The organism is Lactobacillus melliventris (genome assembly GCF_013346935.1).
GTDB lineage: Bacteria > Bacillota > Bacilli > Lactobacillales > Lactobacillaceae > Lactobacillus.
The window spans coordinates 62,482-79,966 of the sequence record NZ_JAAEEB010000005.1 but is presented as its reverse complement, the minus strand read 5'-3'; the positions used below and the strand labels follow the sequence as shown (position 1 = coordinate 79,966).

Below are 17,485 nucleotides of genomic sequence, written 5' to 3'. Positions count from 1 at the left end.
AAGCTATATTAGTAGCTTTAAGCATTGAAATGTCGTTTAATACAATTTCTTATAAGGAATCAATTCCTGGAAAAAACTATACTTTGCACGGTATTGCAATAGTAGAAAATGTAAAAATTAATTTTTAGGCAAAAAGATAAATCAAGTATTTCTTTTGGAAAAGACTTGATCTATTTTTTTGCTTTTTTGTGCTGGAAAAAAGAACCGGATTGATAATCATGCTAAAGCCTAAAAGCAATAGCCTTTTCAACATATAGTGTTTTGAATATATTAAAGTACAATATGTTGCGGAGTATAAGTGATAAAAAGGAGAGTAGACTTTATTGAAAAAAATCAAACCAAAATTAAAAGAATATGCTGAACGATATGGTCGACAACTTGACGCTTCTGTCAAAATTGACAAATAAACTGCAGCTACAAAAAATTCCTAACCATGAAGGTTAGGAATTTTATTTTTTAACTTAAAATTAGTCGTCTAACTTCTCTTTGTTAGTGACATTCAACTTGTCATCAAAGGTGTAAACTACAGGTTCACCGGTCTTCATTTCCAAGTTCATAATATCAGCGTCAGAAATGTTTTCGATGTATTTAGTCAAAGCACGAAGTGAATTACCATGAGCGGCAATAATGACATTCTTACCAGCCAATAGGTCTGGTGCAATGTGATCTTCCCAGAATGGCATAACTCTCTTTAAGCAAACCTTTAAGTTCTCAGTCCGAGGAATAATGTGTGGGTCAAGATCAGCGTAACGACGATCGTGAACTTGACTGTATTTAGAGTCATCCTCAATCTTTGGTGGTAAAACATCGTATGAACGACGCCAAATGTGGACTTGTTCATCACCGTACTTGTCAGCAGTAGCCTTCTTGTTTAAGCCTTGCAAGCCACCGTAGTGACGCTCGTTTAATCTCCAGGTCTTAGTTTCGGGAACCCAAAGTTGGTCGCTTTCTTCCAAGGCATAGTGCAAAGTCTTAATGGCACGAGTTAAAACTGAAGTATAAGCTTGGTCAAATTTCAAGCCGTGTTCCTTAATTAACTTACCCGCATTCTTGGCTTCTTCAACGCCTTTTTCTGATAAATCTACATCAATCCAACCAGTAAATTTATTTTCAAGGTTCCATTCACTTTGTCCGTGACGAATCAAAACTAATTTTGACATGAAATATCTCCTTTGCAAATTAAATGTTTCACTTACTATTTTACACATTTACATTTTGTTTTCATAGGTTTTAGGGTTAAAAATCGTTTTTTAAATTCAAGTTTTAAGATACAATAGAAATAATAATGATTATAAGAAAAGAGATTATCTAACTCGTTATGAAAATTAAAAAACTAATGCTGGGCCTAAGCTTAATGGCGGCTTTAATTGCTGGTGGTTGCTCGAAGCCAAAAAAGCAAAGCGAACCAATTTTAACTAAAAGCCAAGTAATCAAATGTTCACAGAAATCTTTTAAGAGTGGGCAGGCAAAACAAGTCATCACTTTGGGTACTGATACCTCTAACCAAGTTGTTGCTACGACTGCCCTCTTTGGAGGCAATCCCACCGTTTTTCAACTTAATTCCCAAACACAGGTGAAAGGCAAAACCCAGTCTGCACAAGAATGGGTTGATAATTCCAATCATATCTATATTAATGGTGAAAGCAGTTGGTATAAGAGCGACTTTAACAAATTAACTGGTCATTCATACGTTGATTTATTAGACTCCATAGTCAACAACCCTATGTTAATGGATCCGCCTGCAGCTCTTACAAAAGCTTATAAAATGACGCGTAAGGGGCAAACATATACGCTAGATGCAACAGTTAAAGATCAAAAGACCATAAAGAAGGCGCTTGACCCTATCTTTGTCACTAATAATCAAAGCTCAAAGCAACAAACGATTTACCGTAAAATAGCCAAAATAGGTAAGATTCAAGGTATGACCGCAAAGCTAGTGGTTAAAAATAAGAAGCTTTATACGTTTCAATACTTAGTTAAAATTAAAGTAAACAAATTAATGCGCTTCAGTGCTGGTCAAAGTTACGGCAACATTGGCAGCAGAGACTTTTTAAAGATTCCCAACAATGCACTTAACGCTAAGCCATTACCTGAAACAAGTAAAAAGAAGAAATAACTATTATTAATGTGAACCCTAAAACCTGCAAAGTTTATGGGCTTCTAGTTAAGGACTTACTTCCGCTACTAAGCAGAAGCTAGTCCTTTTAATTTAGAAAAAATGTCGAATAATGAAATGAGTCCTGCAAATTAAGCAACTTGCGGGACTATTTTTATGACCGGATTATCTAAAAATCAAGCTCTACCACCAATGGCAACAGGATTATTCAGACTTTTATTTGGTCAAGACCTGTTGGGCAGACTAATATATATAATTTTAATAAAAATTTAACTAAAAAAGGTATACAAAATTTTTTTAGATATAAAATATAGTTATCTTAAAAAAGGAGATATTACTAATGAAATTTAAAAAACTAATTTCTACTGTATTATTATCTGCCGCCCTTGTTGGTGGTGGTTTGACTCACGCCAAAACAGTTGACGCAGCGTTAAATAAAAAGCAAGCTATTGCGATTGTTAACAATAAAAAGGCGGAACCAACCAGTGGCCAATACGTTTTCACCACTAAGATTAAAAGTGGTAAGCAAAAACTGGGTTTTGATGCCCATGGCACCTTCGTTACCAAACCTCAACTAGTGCAATCTATTACTACTGTCAGAGCTGGTAAAAACAAAGGTAAAGTAGAACAATGGGTTGATCTGACTTCTAACCGCCTTTACACCAAAGTAGATGGTAAATGGCAATATATACCTCTTGAAGACAGTGAAACTGCACAGCCGGACATGCAAAAATATGAAAGCACAATTAAGAAATTTACCAAGAGTGTTAAACATGATTTCAACAAGAATGCCCGTCTTAGTCATAAAAAAGGTGTTTATACTCTCAAAAGTAGCGTCAGCATGACTAAAGCAGCCAAACTTTTAAACCAGATTTTTAAAGATTATAAGGTAGACACCAAGTCTTTCAAAAAACACGTTAAACTCAGCAAATGCTACGTTACTTTCACTCTGAAAGACGAAGAAGTAACAGACTATGCTGTTTCCTTTAAGATGAATTATGATAAAAAGACACCAGCATCTTTCAAACTTAAAATGTTTGGCTTTGGTGGCTCTGACTCTTTAAGCCTACCTGACGAAGTTAAAAATGCGACCCCAGACCCCAGCTACAACTAAATAATCTAAAATGATAGGGTTCTCCAGATCTATTCGATGAGATAAAATAAGGGTGTTAACTCTTTTAAATATTTTCATCAGTAAAATGGAGGTCCAAAATGAAATTAGGTATTATTGGCAGTGGCAAAATTGTCCATGATTTTTTAACTACTGCAGCTAAAATTAAAAATTTGGAACTAGCAGCAATCTCTACGACTAAGCGCAGTCGCCATATCGCTGAAGATTTAGCTAAGCAGTACGGTATTAAAGAGGTCTTTGCGGATAACGATCAGTTGTGCAATGACGACAACGTAGACACCGTTTACGTCGCCGTACCTAACTTTTTGCATTATGACGTTGTTAAAAAAGCCGTTCTGGCTGGCAAAAATGTTATTTGTGAAAAGCCCTATGTTGAAACCGTTGCTCAAGCTCAGGAACTTAAAAAAATAGCTGATGATCATAATGTAATTATTGTTGAAGCTATTACCAATATTCATCTGCCAAATTATAAGGAAATCAAACGAAAATTAACCAAAATAGCGCCTATTCATATCATCTCTCTGAACTATACACAGTACTCTAGCCGCTATGATGATTTCTTGCAGGGTAAGATCGCTCCCGTTTTTGATCCAGCAAAAGACGGTGGCACCTTAATGGATTTAAATATTTACAACATTCATTTAGCCGTTGGCCTTTTTGGCAAACCGGAAAAGGTGCAATATTACCCAGTGATCCAGCAGCATATTGATACTTCCGGTATACTTAACTTAGTTTACCCAGACAAGCAAGCTGTTTTGATTGCTTCAAAGGACAGCTATACTACGCCAAGATCCTTTATTGAGGGTGAAAAAGGCACTATCTATTTTGAAGGTTCAACGGGCGTAATCAAAAACTTTACCATTGAACGAAGAAACGGTGAAAACAGTGAATTTAACTTTAACCAATTTGATCATCGGATGGCGAGTGAATTTACAGACTTTGTTAAAATTATTGACAATCACGACACTGTGGAAGCTGACAAATTGTATGATCACAGCGTAGCTGTAATGGCTGTTCTAGCTCAAGCAAAAGAGTCGGTCAAATAAATAAAATTAAAAGCGCAGTTACCTCTCATTTAGAGCAACTGCGTTTTTGAATATAAAAAGAGACCTAAAAATCCAGTAAGACATTTTAGTATTTATCAGGGATACCATTTAGGTCTCTTTTGCTAGTAATATTAAATATTATTTACTTTGAAGGAGTAGTATTAGCGGATGAACTGCTAGAACCAGTTGAACCAGCTGAGCCAGTGGAGCCATTAGAACCAGTTGAGCTGGTTGAACCGTTAGAACTGGTTGAGCCGGTTGAACCGTTGGAACTAGTTGAGCCGGTTGAACCGTTAGAACTAGTTGAGCCAGTTGAACCGTTGGAACTAGTTGAGCCAGTTGAGCCATTAGAACTAGTTGAACCGTTAGAACCAGTCGAGCCGGTTGAACCGTTAGAACCAGTCGAGCCGGTTGAACCTGTTGAGCTAATTGGCGTAACCTCTGTCTTGTCTTTAGCTAAAGCACTTACTTTAATGTATCCAGCTGAAGTTGAGTAATACTTCTTACCCTTAATTTTAACAGTACCACCATAAACGGTAACTTTTTGGCCTTTACGAACTTTGCTCTTCTTTAAAGCCTTACCACTTCTAGTTACCAAAACAGTGTTTTTAACTACTTGAACAGTTTTACCATCAACATTAACGGCTTTAATATATTGGTTTTTGCCAATCTTATAGTAAACCTTGCCTTTAACAGTCTTTTTGCCAAGAACACTAACTTTTTGGCCAACCTTAACTGTTACCTTAGTCTTAACTAACTTCTTGCCCTTTTGCTTGTAAACAGCAGAATTTGCACCAACTTTTTTAGTTTTATTAGCTTTTTTAGCAGCACTAACTTCAGTTGGAGTACTACCTAAAGCATTGACAGGCAATTGATTTACGCCAACTGCTAACAATGTTGCACCAGCTACAGAAACTATCATTTTTCTATAAAAACTATTTTTACTCATATTGAGCCTTCCTTTTTCCATTGACAACATTTTGACGTACTTAGTTAAAAATTAAGAACGCTATAACTCCTTTTGAGTTACATGGCTTATATTCTAGCACTATGAAAAAAGAATATAAATATTAATAAGTTAATTCTTTAACTTTATTTATAAGTCTGACTAAAAATGATAACACTGTTACTATAAATAATTTGCTTTGCCAGTAACTGAAATATCACTGTTATATTATCATGGCATCACAGCTACGGCCGAATAAACAGTAGTTTTCTCAAAGGCTGCTCCTAGGCCAATTGTTCTAGCAGCCGGATCAAGCAATATGTCCCGATATTTCCCGTCCCTAGTTATATTATTGTTAAGATATTCATAAAGAATGCTGCTGGCAACCTCTTCAGTTGATCCACCATCAAGTGCAAGTTCTAGCATGTTGGTAGTGCGGTTAATAGTCCACTCCCACGAAAAACTGGCAATACATTCTCCCAATATGGGATAATCAATGCCCTTTTCTTGAAAAGCCTTTTGTAAAATAGACGTTCCAGATTTATCATAAAGTCCAAAATTCTTGATTAAATCCTGGGCACGTTCTTGAACAATCTTGTCATAAGTAGGGTCTGCTGTTAATTTGCTTAAGCCCCGACTAACCCGCTCCTGATTAAGTTCCCTTAAAAAGACTTGTCTAAATTTACTAGGTGAAAACACCTTGGTATAAGAGGCTGAAACATTCTCACTAGCAGCACTAGGATCTGGTAAATTAGCGGAGGCTGTATCCTGTGCCGCATCATCAGAGGTATTCGGCTGATCGGGATTCACCTTATCTTCTGGTGTTTTAGATTCAGAGGTATTTTTATCATTAGTTTCAGTTGCTTCCGAAATTACATTAGCACAGTGTGCATCTGCAAGATTGTCCGCATTATGTGGATTTTGTGCAGTATTGCTATCATTAGATACTTCAGACTTATCAGAGTTTTCTGTCCCATTTTTACTGGATGCACTATTAATATGGTTATTATTAGTTTCACCCTGAGTAGTCTTATTTACATTAGGAGTAAAACTATTGCTTGGCGTATTATTCATGCTAGAGCCATTAAATGCCAACGTGGTGGCAGTTTGCGTCTTATTATCAGCAATACTTTTTGCCAATTCGTTAGTAATATTTACTGCAGGCGACAGAGTTTTAATCACCTGCTTAGGTGATTTCGCCGCTGAATTTATCTGGGCTAACACACTCCTTTTGATGTAACCGTGGCTAGTGGCGTAGCATTTCTTGCCCTTAATTACTTTTGGCGCACCAAAAATCCTGATTTTTTGTCCTTTGTGAATTGCTTTTACTTTTTTGCCATTTCGAGTATAAAGTACCGTATCTTTGGTTACTTGATAAATTTTGCCTTGAATGTTAACGGCTTTAACAAATTTATTTTTACCAATGCGATAAAACAGTTTACCCTTAACAGTTTTTTGGCCATAAATACGTACTTTTTGACCCGCCTTGATGATTTTCTTGGATTTAACCAGCTTTTGGCCCTTGCGGACATAGACAGCGGAATTGGTTCCCACCCTTTTTATTCTTCTAGTTCGACTACTTTTCTTAGCTGCACTTACTTTTTCCGGCATGGCATTTAAGACACTCGGCGGCGCTTGCTTTAAAAACCCTGTCAGTAAAGTCACAGTGGTCAAAGAGACGATCACTTTCTTGCAAAGATTATTTTTACTCATATCTAAACCTTTCAATATTTAAAAATTAAAATTATTATAACTATACAAGAGTATATTTTAACTGAGAATTAAAAAATGCTGACAGTCACTTCTTAATTTTTGTATTATTTTCTAACTGAGAAAAATTCTCAATTAAAAAAGACTGATTGTCAAAATCAGTCCTTTGTTAGTCAGTCTAATTAGTAATTATTTTTTGCCGATAACCTGGCGCATACGATCGGCCGCTTGATATTTTGCGGTGAAAATCAGTTCATCACCTAATTCAATGACAGTATGACCGTGTGGCACCAGCCACTCTTGCCCCCGGCGAATACGGCTGACGGTGATGTCATGAGCCACGTCCCAGTCCATCAGTTGGCGACCCGAGTACTGCGTATTACGGACGACAACAGAGTAAACCGCATTTTTAGTATCACTCAAGACACTATAGAGAGCGGGCGATTCGATTAGTGCCCGTAAGAGTGCGGAAGTTATATTACTCAAGTCAAAGACTTCCATACCATTCTTGCGCAAGTCCTTGACCCTGGCAATATCAGCACGCTTTTGACAAATAATAATGCGCTTGAAGTCACCCTGCTCTTGTGCCAGCTGCCCTAGCCGCAAATTAGTATCGTCAGACCTCATGGCCGCAACAAAAATATTACCAGTAAAAGCACCGGATTGTGCCAAGCTCGCACTGTCCAATTGGGATAATAATTTTAATTGTGGCACGCGGCTTTTATAAATATGATAGTGTTCGTTACTGGTAGTATACATCTTAACTGAATACCAGTTATCATGCAGGTCAAGCATTACGGGGACAGTCAAGGCATTCGTGCCCAAAATCACGACTTTTTCTTTAATGCGATCTTCTGCTTTCAATTCAAAAATGGCGTTAAATAAAATTGGGCACAGAATGCAGACGATCACAGCAGCCAGGATAAAAACATCTGATTGCAGCCGTGTAATAACGTTTAATTTACGTGCTACTGCTAAAGTCGGAAGCACTATAGTAATGGTAGTTGCAGTTAAAAAGCCCCCGGCAATACCATTTCTGCTGCCGAATTTTTGAGCGTAAACCAAAGCAACAGGTACTTTAGCTAAGAACAGAAACAAGATTAATATTGGTAATAAAATCAGTGATTTTGGGTGGACCAAAAGTGACCTTAAATTAAGTTTTACTCCCGTCATGATAAAGAAAATAGGAATGAAGAAACCATAGCCGATTGAGGTTAACTTGTCCGCTGTTTCCTGACTAGGTTCCAGCAACTTCATGACAATGCCGGCTAAAAACGCTCCCAGGATGTTTTCTACTCCTACTCTCTCTGCTACCGTAACCAAAGCAAATATTAGAAAGAAAGCTAAACGGACATCTAACTGAGTGGTTGATTTGGTCACCTTTACAAACCATAAGTAGGGCTGCTTAAAGCGCCACAATAATAAAATAGCAACGCCAAAGAGCAGGATAATCAGCCACAGCTGCTTAGTGTTACCGCCATTAATGGCTGCATAAACCGTTAAGAGCATTAAGGGAATTACTTCCCCTAAAACTGCAGTTAGTAAAATTGTCTGTCCGATGGGTCTGTTTAAAATATCCTTTTCCTTCAAGGTAGCAATCACCACGCCCAAAGCAACAGTCATAAAAATGATGGTTGCCAGCATGACGTCCCCAAATAAACCCAACACTTTTAACAATAATGCTAAGCAAATAGACAAAATTGTCACACCTAAAAAGGCGTTGAGTGCCACTTTAAAAGGAGCAATCTGACCCTTTTTTCTTTTGGTTTTTTGACCCGGCTTTAACAAGTCAAAGTTAATTTCCATCCCTGACAAAAATAGTAACAAGATCACGCCTAAATTTGACAGAAAAGACAGGTCATGGGTCGGCCGGACGAGATTGAAGCCACTTGCACCTAACACAATACCAATAATAATTTCTGCAACTGCAGTCGGAACTGCATTAACCCGCAAACGCGCCATTAATATAGGCACTACCAGCGCAAACAAAACAACTAAGAATAAAGACAACTGTGCCACAAGGAATGCCCCCTCATTTATTCTTAGTCGATTATACAAGAAATTGCCAAATGAAGAAAATAATACGGGTGAGAAATAACAAAATGACCCCCAAATTTGGGGGTCATATCATAACCTGTTTCTTTACTTGCTACTTAAAATTAGCTGCTTTGACAAAGCGGTTGGTATCAATTGGGTAGTACATTTTGCCACCAATATTGATGCGGCCGCCATAAGTGCGCACAGAAGTGCCGCGTAAAAGTTTTGCATTATCACTGCGAATTCCGGTAGTGTCATAAATATAAGCATTATGAGTTAAAATTCGCTTAGTACCAACAATGTTGCTGGCAACAACGTATTCATTTTCACCAATTTGCAAGTACTTTTTACCGTTGATAACTTTTTCTTGCGCCACAGTCACCACAGTACCTGCAGTTTTCAGTGCAGCGGTGGTGCGATTACCCTGGGCATCATAAGTATAAGCATCGTGCATTAAAGTCTTGTTGCCAGTCGGTGCTTGAGAAACGGGGTCAGGGTCAGAATCAGTATTAGAATCAGAAACCACCGGATCACTCGTGCCCACGTTATTATCGGGCACTGTGGTATTAGAGGTTTCAGCCGCCTGCATGTCATAATAATATTTGAGCAGGGAGAAGAAATCATTCATCGAATAGCCCCATTTTTGGAAATAGCCATCCGGATCGGTATGATTGGTACCACCTAAAAAGCGCGATACAGCGTGGTGCGACCAAATAGTTCCCTTGCCAGTATTTGAAGCATTCACGGGCGTGATGTCATAGCGATGCAATAACTTAGCGGCATAAATAGCATCATTATTGACGCTTTTAGCAAATTTGTTGCGCGTGTTTTCCCGACAAAGCTCAATTTGAATAAAGCGGTTGTTGGCAATTGCGCCCGCACCCCAGACACCGTAGTTGGGCGTCATCATTTGAATAACTTGCTTACTGTCGACAAAGGCATGAACGTAGGAGTACATATTCATCCATTCACGGTTGAAGTAAATGGCTTCGTTATAGGCGGAAGCTCCAGGGGTAGCAGTCTCATGGATGACAATACCCTCAGGTGTTCCTTTTCGATACTTGATTTTATTGCCTTTAGCATAAAATTTGTTATACTTGATATTCTGCGTCTGCAACATTTGATACAAAAATGTCTCGCCGACATAGCTGTTTTGTTTTGCGATTGAATTAATTGAGGCAGCTTCAACTACCTGTGTGTGATTAACATTAAAAATAGGTGCAACTAAACCTACTCCGATAGCAATAGTAGTTATTAGTTTCTTTATCTTCATCTAAATTTTCATTCCTTATTTCTGCTTTTTACCGTTTGACCCTGATCTAGAAATTGCCTTTCTTAATATACTGGTGAATACCAATTCTATAATACTTATGACCATAAATATTAATTGCACTGCCAAAGGTTGCGACTGACTGCCCCTTCTTCATCACCAGCTGATTGTCACGATTGCCGTAATCGTTATAAACATAAGCGTTCTTTTTTAATGGTCTCACTGTGCCATCAATATTGCCGCTGGCAATATACTGGTTTTCACCAATACGGTAATATTTTTTACCGTTAATAGTTTTAGTGCCGTAAGTCGCAATCACTTTGCCAGTGTTAGGTACCTTGATTGCCTTCAGCTTTTTAACACGTTTACCCTCAGAGTTATAGACATAAGAGTTGTGCATTAAAGTCTTGTTGACCTTTTTTTCACCCTTAGGGGCTTGCGAAGCAGGAGGAAGTGCGCTGCCCAAGTCTAAGAGCGTATCATTAACCCAGCCCTTGCCGGAGATATACATGCGCTTTTTACCATTATAATAGGTAATGGTCTTCGTAACAGTAACGGCATCGCCCTTAGCAACGGAATTAGTCTTAGCTGAAACCGAATGGTCAGTAGGCCACGCGTAAGTAGCGCCCGCTTTCTTGACGACATAAGACTTGCTGGTGTTTGAAACCGTAGGGTCATATTGCGTCAAATTGTAGTTAGCAATTCTGGCATTCAAGGTCGTGTTGTATTTGCTGTCAGTCGCATACGTACCAGTTAGCGCCTGAGTGGCATCTGTATAAGAAACGGCGTTTTCCAACCAAGCTCCTTGATAGCGCTCAGGCTGCCAAGTTACTCCTAAGCGCAGTTTCTTACCATTATCATCAAATGAGTCCTGACAAGAGTCGTATTTTCTAAACTTAGCGGTTACGTAATAGCTCTTGCCGTTCTTATCTTCTTCACGAGTCTTAGACGAGTATGTTGCTCCGGGCCAGTCGTCATTAGCTTTCATACCAAATAAGTTATTGGCATTGACTGCCAAGCCTGACTTACCCCAATTAGATTCTACGATTGCCTGGGCAATCATCACTGAAGGATATAAGCCGTATTTCTTTGATACCTTCTGTGCCTGCTTAGACATAGTATTTAAAAACGCAGTTTCAGCCGCAGTAGCTGCAGATACTTTCTCAGCACGTACTGGATAATTGGCAATTAAGTTGTTGGTAACCGGCATGACAACCGCTGAGGCGAGGACAGCTGTCGCAAAACCAGTGATTAGTCTTTTCTTCATAAATAATATTTCCTCCTTAACCGACACCTTTATTGTATCGGGCAATTAGACTATAAACAATAGCTGCACTTGAATTGTAGTCAAAAAGTAATATAGATCGTTTTTATATTACAAATAGTAATTATTTTTCTAAAATTTCACGTAAGTGAATTAACAAATTATGCTTGCTTCTCTGCAGCTGAACTCGGCTCACATGGGCTTCTTGAGCCAAGGCACTGATAGTTTGACCACCAATTAAGTGATTAATAAATAGCAATTTTTCTATCTCGTTCATACGAACAAGCTCACCCTTAAGAACCAGCTGGTTATTCCAGTTAGTTATTAATGTAGCTTCTGTGAGCGAATCAAAGGCAATTTCTTCTTCTGATTGATGCTGCCTTTTGCGCAACAGATCAATAGTGTGCCAGATAATTTTGCGAAAACTCAGCCGATCTACTTCTGGACGCTTCTTATCTGCTAACTTGGTTAACATTTCCGCGTATATTAAAATACCTTCTTGAAAAAGGTCCTCATAATTAGTATAGTCCACTCTGACGTGGGCGGCCTTTAATGCGCCTCTAACTAATTTTTGGTTATTCCATGCTGTTAAAAATGCCTGTTGGTTAATCTTCATTTGTGACGTTTCCTTTATGTCATTTTGTCACAAGCGCTTGTGCCCCCATAGATTAACAAGGTTTATTAAAATAGCAAAAACGTAAAATGAGGCGTTGATTATACTATCACTGCTTATTTTAATAAAATAAAAAATTTTCCTAATTATAGCTGCAGACAGCTTAATAACGGGCAATTTTTGGGTGAAAAAAGAGTTAAAAAAATACACGAATCAATTACTTAATTCGTGTAGCAAGCTAATATAAGCTGTCGGGTCTCTTGCTGGAATAGTAGGCCTTCTTATGTGCCTCGGTCATTTGGGGCAATTCATAAAAATCTGCCAAGTAGTTACCGTAACGTAGGTGCTTTTTATCCAGAACTTCCGTCATAATACTTTTGAGACTTAAATCTGCTAGAGATTGATGCGGATGAAAATTAGCCGGTTGATCAATCAGAGATTTGCCATGAAATTTCCTAACCCGCCAGCCTAAATTCTGCTCTAAATGGGTACTGTTAAGCACATACAGGGCATGGTTAAAGAATAAGCTGTTACATATCTTATCTGTTAAATGCCGGCTGCAGTTGCGGTAAGCAAAAAGGTATTTGTTGTTGCTAATACTGACAGTTTCAAAGACAAACATGTGGTTCTGCATTGGTTGATAGTCGGCCATTTGATGGAGCGCAACCCAGTCAAGATTACTGGTGTTGTAGCTGCGAGTGGAAAAGTAAGCCAGTTTGCCAGTAGCTATGACGTTGTGTCCTGCTAAACCAATTTGACGGGCAAATTCACGCTGAAACTCAAGACCGGCAAACAAGCACTTTTGCGCAAATGAAGTCAGATGAGATTTGGTACTACGACCACTTAAGACTATGCCGCACTTACTGTCAAAAATGGCGCTTTTGAACTTGCCCCACAGCGGCTGATTTTGAAACTGATACAGGGCAATGGTACTGGCACTAACACAGTATTCTTCATCAAACACCAGATAGTCTAAAATCTTCTTATCTTCTGCTATGCGCTGGCGCAATAACCTTTCTGACCAAATGGGATAGTCTTTACTTGGGGGTAAGTTGCAAATGGTATTATCTTCTTTTATCATTTAAGCTTCTCCTAATTTTAAAATTGATAAAAGCCATTATACCAATATTGTTATCGCTTGCATAGCTAAAAAAGGCAACAAAAAAACGGAAATGTAACACATTTCCGTTTTCGTGTAATTAACTAAGAATTAATTACTTAAAGTTAGCAACTTTAACGTATTGCTTCTTAGGTCCGCCGATACGGTAGTAAGCCTTACCATTCTTGAATGTGTAAGGTGAACCATAGGTAACAACAGTTGCACCCTTCTTCAATACACGTCTGTCAGCACGCTTCTTAGAGGTCTTGTAAACATAAGCGTTGTGTGACAATACACGAGAAGTACCGTCAATGTTGTCAGCCATTACGTATTGGTTGTCACCAATCTTGTAAGCAAGGCTGCCATCTGCAAGCTTAGTTGGAGTACCGTAAACATTTACAGTGCTGTAAGCTGCAAGCTTGTTAGTACCAACACGCTTGTGGTTCTTGTCGTAGATGTAAGAGTTGTGCATAACTGTCTTAGGTGTTGCAGGAACAGGTTTAACAGTACCGTCAACATACTTAGTTTCTACAAACAAGTTGGAATCAAGACCATTAATTCTAGTGTATGTCTTGTCACCAACTTTAACTGGATCACCAAATGTAGCAATTTGGTCACCATTCTTAATAGTTGTGGTAGTAGTAGTTACTACGTTACCTTCAATCTTGTATACTGGAATTGTATCAGTATCAGCTTGAACAGTTACATAAGTAGCACCCTTTTGACCAACAGTCACATAGAATGTAACCTTAGTAGTTCTACCTGCTGCATTAGTAGCACTAACTACAACTGGGTATCTACCAAGAACTTTAGTATTTACCTTGCTTGAATCAATACTAATTGGCAAATTAGTTCTGTCAGATGCACTAACTCTAGCTGTGAAGGCTGCACGAATAGCACCTTCATCTACATAACCATTTAATGGAATATAATTGAATGCTGCATCGCCAATAGAAGAAATCTCTACTGTACCTGCCATATCAGTCTTATTGTTCTTGCTTCCAGCATATTCAGTATAATCAATTTGTGGATATGTTTCATCACCAAATGATGGATCTGGAAGAACAGTTACACTAAATGTTCCAGTGTTATGGTTAGTAGCACTTACTCGTAAAGTAAGAGTAAATGGACTAGTTGGTCTAGCAAAACTATTATCAGCTCTAACAGTTATACCGGCAGCCTTAAGACCATCTCTTACGTCCTGCTCAATGTTTGTCCAGAAACTTGTAGCCGCATTATTACCTACTTGAGTAGTTGCAGGCACATATTTATCAGTGATTTTATTAATAAGACCACTAATTGTATCAGCAAATACTACTGAACCTTGGGTAACACGTGTTCCGTAAATGGTATTACCATTTTTATCTTGTGTATCCTTAGTTTTTACATATGGATAACCTTGTCTAGAAGCATCATTAATTGAGAATGCTTGACTTCCTAATACAAGATGAACACTTCTACTTGGAGAAGATGTAACTGCAGTAGTACTGTCGTTCACAAAATAATTGTGAGTAGCAGCTAAACCACTAATATCCATCGAAAGTACAGCAACATAAATGCCACCCTTATGGAAGTTAGTGACAGGTTGTGCACCATTATTTACAGTAGCTTGACCATCAGCCCCTACAGATACTTGTCGAGCATCATAAACTTTAACATCAGATACATTATTAACTTGACTTAATGCAAATCCGTTAGGCATATGATTCAAATTAATAGCAACACTTAAATTGCTGTTAGAAACTGCATCACCATCAACTACATTTGCAGCAACATCAGCAGATACAGTTAAGTTAAGGTGATCATTGTCACTTGTAGTTAAGTTGTTGCTGTTGATTTTAGCAGTCAGAGCTCCAGTATTTGCTGTAGTAGTTGTATTATCAGCTGCTGAAACAGTTGATACAGCGCCTGCAGCAACAGGAGCAACAGCTAATAAAGCAGCAGCAGCAGCGCTAACAATTCTTAAATTTTTCTTCATGTGGTCTTTCCTCCTTGTGTATATACAAAATAGTAATAGACTATAGGTTCAGTCGTTATGAGCCTACATTGTTACAACACCCTTCGAGCTGAAATCATAAGTTTATAACTCTTATGAGGTAGCCTTCAAGCTGAAGAACGCGCATGCGTACAGGCTATCGAACCTGAAGCATAGTTATTACTTACCACATTTCATATTGTACTAACCTTTTGCTTAAATTGCAAGGCATCCAATTATTTTACACACTTTTGTAACAAACGCTTACAGCTGTAAAATAGATATGTAAAGTTGCTATTCTTATAAAAACGTTGTGCAACAATGCTTTGCGGGTTTTCTGGCTAATTTTAGTTAAAAAAACTTTTTTATTTGCCGGTAAATTTTACAAAATAATAACAAAAAAACTTTTTATAAAGTAAAAAAGGCTGCACTTAACAATCTTAGTGCAACCCTTTCCTTTATTAATATTTACTCTCGTCTTAAAATCCGCCTGACTTTAGCAATCAGTTTGCTAATCAGTTTCAGTACCTGCAGATTACAGAGACTGATCCGCAGTATTATCAAACAAACTAGTAACAGTTCGTTCAACGTATGCAGCAGATTGAGGAGTTTGATATAGACTCACCCCTTCTTGTTCAAATGCATCAGCATTTGCTATTGTAGTCATTGCCGTTTTTACTTCCGCTCCGGTTAGGTTAGCCGCAGCGTTAGCCAAGGACAAGTTAACCTTTTTGCCTGCACCATTTAAAAATACTAATTGTAACGTCTTGGTTTTAGTTTCCATATTATCTACTCCTATCCCACTTAATTATTGGCTGACTAGTTTTAATCTCTTGCTAATGAAATGCCCTGCTTTTGAATTAAGGTTGCCGCTCCCAGTTCATCGCCTTGCAATTGAGCTAGTGCGTTTCCGACTTTAGCTAAACTGTCTGCTGCAACGCCCCGTTTAACATTCTTCAAATTGCGTGTTTTAGCACCTTGTTTGCCATACTTGGAGTTTAAAAATGTGTATTGGACTGCTTGATCTAATAATGCAAAATTCATAGTATCTTTCTTTCCTTTTTTAATTTATCTTAATGCTGTAATCAACCCGCGCGCCAGCTGTCTTACACTATTACTAACGAATTGGCGCCGTAAAATGTAACTTTTTAGTCGTAATTTTTTGGCTAAAACATGTGAAAAAACACCATTAAGTAGTCAAATCTGCTTAAACCATCTATAATTAAACTAAGTATGAGTAAGGAGGATAAGTTCCTATTATGAAAAAAACGACAATTGGTACGATTGTGGCAGTAGTAATTATCGCTATTGGTGGTGGCGTTTTTTATGCCACCCAAAAATCTAACAGTGATAAAGTTAATGCTTCCTATAACAGTGCAATGACTACCGGTAAAAATGCAGTTGCTGACAAAGACTACTCAGAAGCAAGCTCCGCATTTGCCAAAGCTTTCAGAATTAAGAAGACTGACCAGGCTAAAGCTTATAAAAACCAATCGGACAATATGGCTTCTGCAATTAAGGCTACCAAAAAGGGTAAATATGATGATGCCTTAAGCAAAACTGCAGATGTAATTCAAAGCAAAAATGGCTACTCCGTTTTAGTAAAACAAGGTAAAAGTCTTAAAACTACCATTAAAGATGTGCAGGATAATTACGAGCACGAAATTCGGCCTATCTTTCTTGCTGCATCCCAAGCCGAACTGAATAAGCAATACCTTAAAGCCGCTGACGAGTATCAAAAAGTTCTAGACCTGCCATATATCGACGGACAATACTACAGCCAATATAAGAAAGAAGCAGAAAAGGGACTGAAGAATAACCAAAAGGCTGCTAAAGACGGCACAAACGGTAACGCAGCTCAAAGCTACAAAGCTATTTCCGGTAAAGGACCAGACACGGGCAATGCTGGTAAGACCGGTGAAGGAGCAATGGGCAACCATAAAGTAAACGGCAAGACCGTTTCTAAGAAGCAGATTGCGCAATTGCGTAAGCGGGTAGCTAAGTTTGGTTATGACGCAACCTCTTGGAGTCCACAAGACCTAATCGACCTTTACAGAAAATCCGGCAGAACTAAACCAAGCAAGATTACCAGAAAAGACATCCAAGATTATCTGAGACCATAATCACGATTTTTAGATCTCTGAATTAGAATTAAGCAAAATCGCCTTGAACTGCTAAGCTGCAATTTAAGACGATTTTTGCTGTCAAAGTTTTAACTAGCAGCAATTTTTTGTGCGTAGGCAAAAATGCTATAATTTTATTAAAATTGAGAAAAAC

The 17,485-nt window shown here is 38.1% G+C and carries 15 protein-coding genes; 4 read left to right on the top strand and 11 right to left on the bottom strand.

Annotated elements, in window-relative coordinates:
• Positions 1 to 467 precede the first annotated feature (467 nt).
• Entirely contained in the window at positions 468 to 1,160 is a 693-nt protein-coding gene (locus GYV61_RS06130; RefSeq protein WP_110446606.1) for a 2,3-diphosphoglycerate-dependent phosphoglycerate mutase, read from the bottom strand.
• A gap of 158 nt (positions 1,161 to 1,318) precedes the next feature.
• Here GYV61_RS06130 and GYV61_RS06125 point away from each other — a divergent pair, with 158 nt between their 5' ends.
• From GYV61_RS06125 to GYV61_RS06115, 3 genes are all read left to right on the top strand, one after another.
• Positions 1,319 to 2,116 (top strand): DUF6612 family protein, encoded by a 798-nt coding sequence (locus GYV61_RS06125; protein ID WP_174795173.1) that lies wholly within the window; start codon positions 1,319 to 1,321, stop codon positions 2,114 to 2,116.
• 340 nt (positions 2,117 to 2,456) lie between these two features.
• Entirely contained in the window at positions 2,457 to 3,230 is a 774-nt protein-coding gene (locus GYV61_RS06120) for a DUF6612 family protein (RefSeq protein ID WP_174795172.1), read from the top strand.
• Between the two features lie 98 nt (positions 3,231 to 3,328).
• Positions 3,329 to 4,294 carry a Gfo/Idh/MocA family protein gene (locus GYV61_RS06115; RefSeq protein WP_174795171.1) on the top strand — a complete coding sequence of 322 codons (966 nt, stop codon included), beginning with the start codon at positions 3,329 to 3,331 and terminating at the stop codon, positions 4,292 to 4,294.
• Positions 4,295 to 4,436: 142 nt separating this feature from the next.
• On the opposite strand, the gene GYV61_RS06110 is transcribed toward GYV61_RS06115, so the two are convergent.
• The 10 genes from GYV61_RS06110 to GYV61_RS06065 all read right to left on the bottom strand — a co-directional run bounded on the left by GYV61_RS06110 (position 4,437) and on the right by GYV61_RS06065 (position 16,252).
• Positions 4,437 to 5,243 carry an SLAP domain-containing protein gene (locus GYV61_RS06110; protein WP_174795170.1) on the bottom strand — a complete coding sequence of 269 codons (807 nt, stop codon included), beginning with the start codon at positions 5,241 to 5,243 and terminating at the stop codon, positions 4,437 to 4,439.
• 228 nt (positions 5,244 to 5,471) lie between these two features.
• Positions 5,472 to 6,953: an SLAP domain-containing protein gene (locus GYV61_RS06105; protein ID WP_174795169.1), complete on the bottom strand. Its 1,482-nt coding sequence runs from the start codon at positions 6,951 to 6,953 to the stop codon at positions 5,472 to 5,474.
• A 186-nt stretch (positions 6,954 to 7,139) separates the two neighbouring features.
• Positions 7,140 to 8,969, bottom strand: a complete 1,830-nt coding sequence (locus GYV61_RS06100; RefSeq protein ID WP_174795168.1) for a cation:proton antiporter domain-containing protein — start codon at positions 8,967 to 8,969, stop codon at positions 7,140 to 7,142.
• A gap of 130 nt (positions 8,970 to 9,099) precedes the next feature.
• Positions 9,100 to 10,260 (bottom strand): SLAP domain-containing protein, encoded by a 1,161-nt coding sequence (locus tag GYV61_RS06095; RefSeq protein ID WP_174795167.1) that lies wholly within the window; start codon positions 10,258 to 10,260, stop codon positions 9,100 to 9,102.
• 46 nt (positions 10,261 to 10,306) lie between these two features.
• The gene (locus tag GYV61_RS06090) at positions 10,307 to 11,524 is read right to left on the bottom strand and encodes a glucosaminidase domain-containing protein (RefSeq protein WP_174795166.1); all 1,218 of its coding nucleotides are present in this window, start codon (positions 11,522 to 11,524) and stop codon (positions 10,307 to 10,309) included.
• Positions 11,525 to 11,645: 121 nt separating this feature from the next.
• Positions 11,646 to 12,137, bottom strand: a complete 492-nt coding sequence (locus GYV61_RS06085; protein ID WP_174795165.1) for a sigma-70 family RNA polymerase sigma factor — start codon at positions 12,135 to 12,137, stop codon at positions 11,646 to 11,648.
• Positions 12,138 to 12,372: 235 nt separating this feature from the next.
• Entirely contained in the window at positions 12,373 to 13,215 is an 843-nt protein-coding gene (locus tag GYV61_RS06080; RefSeq protein ID WP_174795164.1) for a hypothetical protein, read from the bottom strand.
• A 133-nt stretch (positions 13,216 to 13,348) separates the two neighbouring features.
• Positions 13,349 to 15,211, bottom strand: a complete 1,863-nt coding sequence (locus GYV61_RS06075; protein WP_174795163.1) for an SLAP domain-containing protein — start codon at positions 15,209 to 15,211, stop codon at positions 13,349 to 13,351.
• A 532-nt stretch (positions 15,212 to 15,743) separates the two neighbouring features.
• A complete protein-coding gene (locus GYV61_RS06070) occupies positions 15,744 to 15,992 on the bottom strand; it encodes a DUF2922 domain-containing protein (RefSeq protein WP_046325552.1) in 249 nt (82 codons plus the stop codon).
• Positions 15,993 to 16,033: 41 nt separating this feature from the next.
• The gene (locus tag GYV61_RS06065; protein WP_110446619.1) at positions 16,034 to 16,252 is read right to left on the bottom strand and encodes a DUF1659 domain-containing protein; all 219 of its coding nucleotides are present in this window, start codon (positions 16,250 to 16,252) and stop codon (positions 16,034 to 16,036) included.
• A 215-nt stretch (positions 16,253 to 16,467) separates the two neighbouring features.
• Between GYV61_RS06065 and GYV61_RS06060 the strand changes: the two genes are divergently transcribed.
• Positions 16,468 to 17,331 carry a hypothetical protein gene (locus GYV61_RS06060; protein ID WP_174795162.1) on the top strand — a complete coding sequence of 288 codons (864 nt, stop codon included), beginning with the start codon at positions 16,468 to 16,470 and terminating at the stop codon, positions 17,329 to 17,331.
• Positions 17,332 to 17,485: the final 154 nt, after the last annotated feature.

What these genes read in the sequence shown, in the direction of transcription:
- GYV61_RS06130 (WP_110446606.1), bottom strand. Translation starts at nt 1,160, where the DNA reads ATGTCAAAATTAGTTTTGATTCGTCACGGACAAAGTGAATGGAACCTT.
- GYV61_RS06125 (WP_174795173.1), top strand. Translation starts at nt 1,319, where the DNA reads ATGAAAATTAAAAAACTAATGCTGGGCCTAAGCTTAATGGCGGCTTTA.
- GYV61_RS06120 (WP_174795172.1), top strand. Translation starts at nt 2,457, where the DNA reads ATGAAATTTAAAAAACTAATTTCTACTGTATTATTATCTGCCGCCCTT.
- GYV61_RS06115 (WP_174795171.1), top strand. Translation starts at nt 3,329, where the DNA reads ATGAAATTAGGTATTATTGGCAGTGGCAAAATTGTCCATGATTTTTTA.
- GYV61_RS06110 (WP_174795170.1), bottom strand. Translation starts at nt 5,243, where the DNA reads ATGAGTAAAAATAGTTTTTATAGAAAAATGATAGTTTCTGTAGCTGGT.
- GYV61_RS06105 (WP_174795169.1), bottom strand. Translation starts at nt 6,953, where the DNA reads ATGAGTAAAAATAATCTTTGCAAGAAAGTGATCGTCTCTTTGACCACT.
- GYV61_RS06095 (WP_174795167.1), bottom strand. Translation starts at nt 10,260, where the DNA reads ATGAAGATAAAGAAACTAATAACTACTATTGCTATCGGAGTAGGTTTA.
- GYV61_RS06090 (WP_174795166.1), bottom strand. Translation starts at nt 11,524, where the DNA reads ATGAAGAAAAGACTAATCACTGGTTTTGCGACAGCTGTCCTCGCCTCA.
- GYV61_RS06085 (WP_174795165.1), bottom strand. Translation starts at nt 12,137, where the DNA reads ATGAAGATTAACCAACAGGCATTTTTAACAGCATGGAATAACCAAAAA.
- GYV61_RS06080 (WP_174795164.1), bottom strand. Translation starts at nt 13,215, where the DNA reads ATGATAAAAGAAGATAATACCATTTGCAACTTACCCCCAAGTAAAGAC.
- GYV61_RS06075 (WP_174795163.1), bottom strand. Translation starts at nt 15,211, where the DNA reads ATGAAGAAAAATTTAAGAATTGTTAGCGCTGCTGCTGCTGCTTTATTA.
- GYV61_RS06070 (WP_046325552.1), bottom strand. Translation starts at nt 15,992, where the DNA reads ATGGAAACTAAAACCAAGACGTTACAATTAGTATTTTTAAATGGTGCA.
- GYV61_RS06065 (WP_110446619.1), bottom strand. Translation starts at nt 16,252, where the DNA reads ATGAATTTTGCATTATTAGATCAAGCAGTCCAATACACATTTTTAAAC.
- GYV61_RS06060 (WP_174795162.1), top strand. Translation starts at nt 16,468, where the DNA reads ATGAAAAAAACGACAATTGGTACGATTGTGGCAGTAGTAATTATCGCT.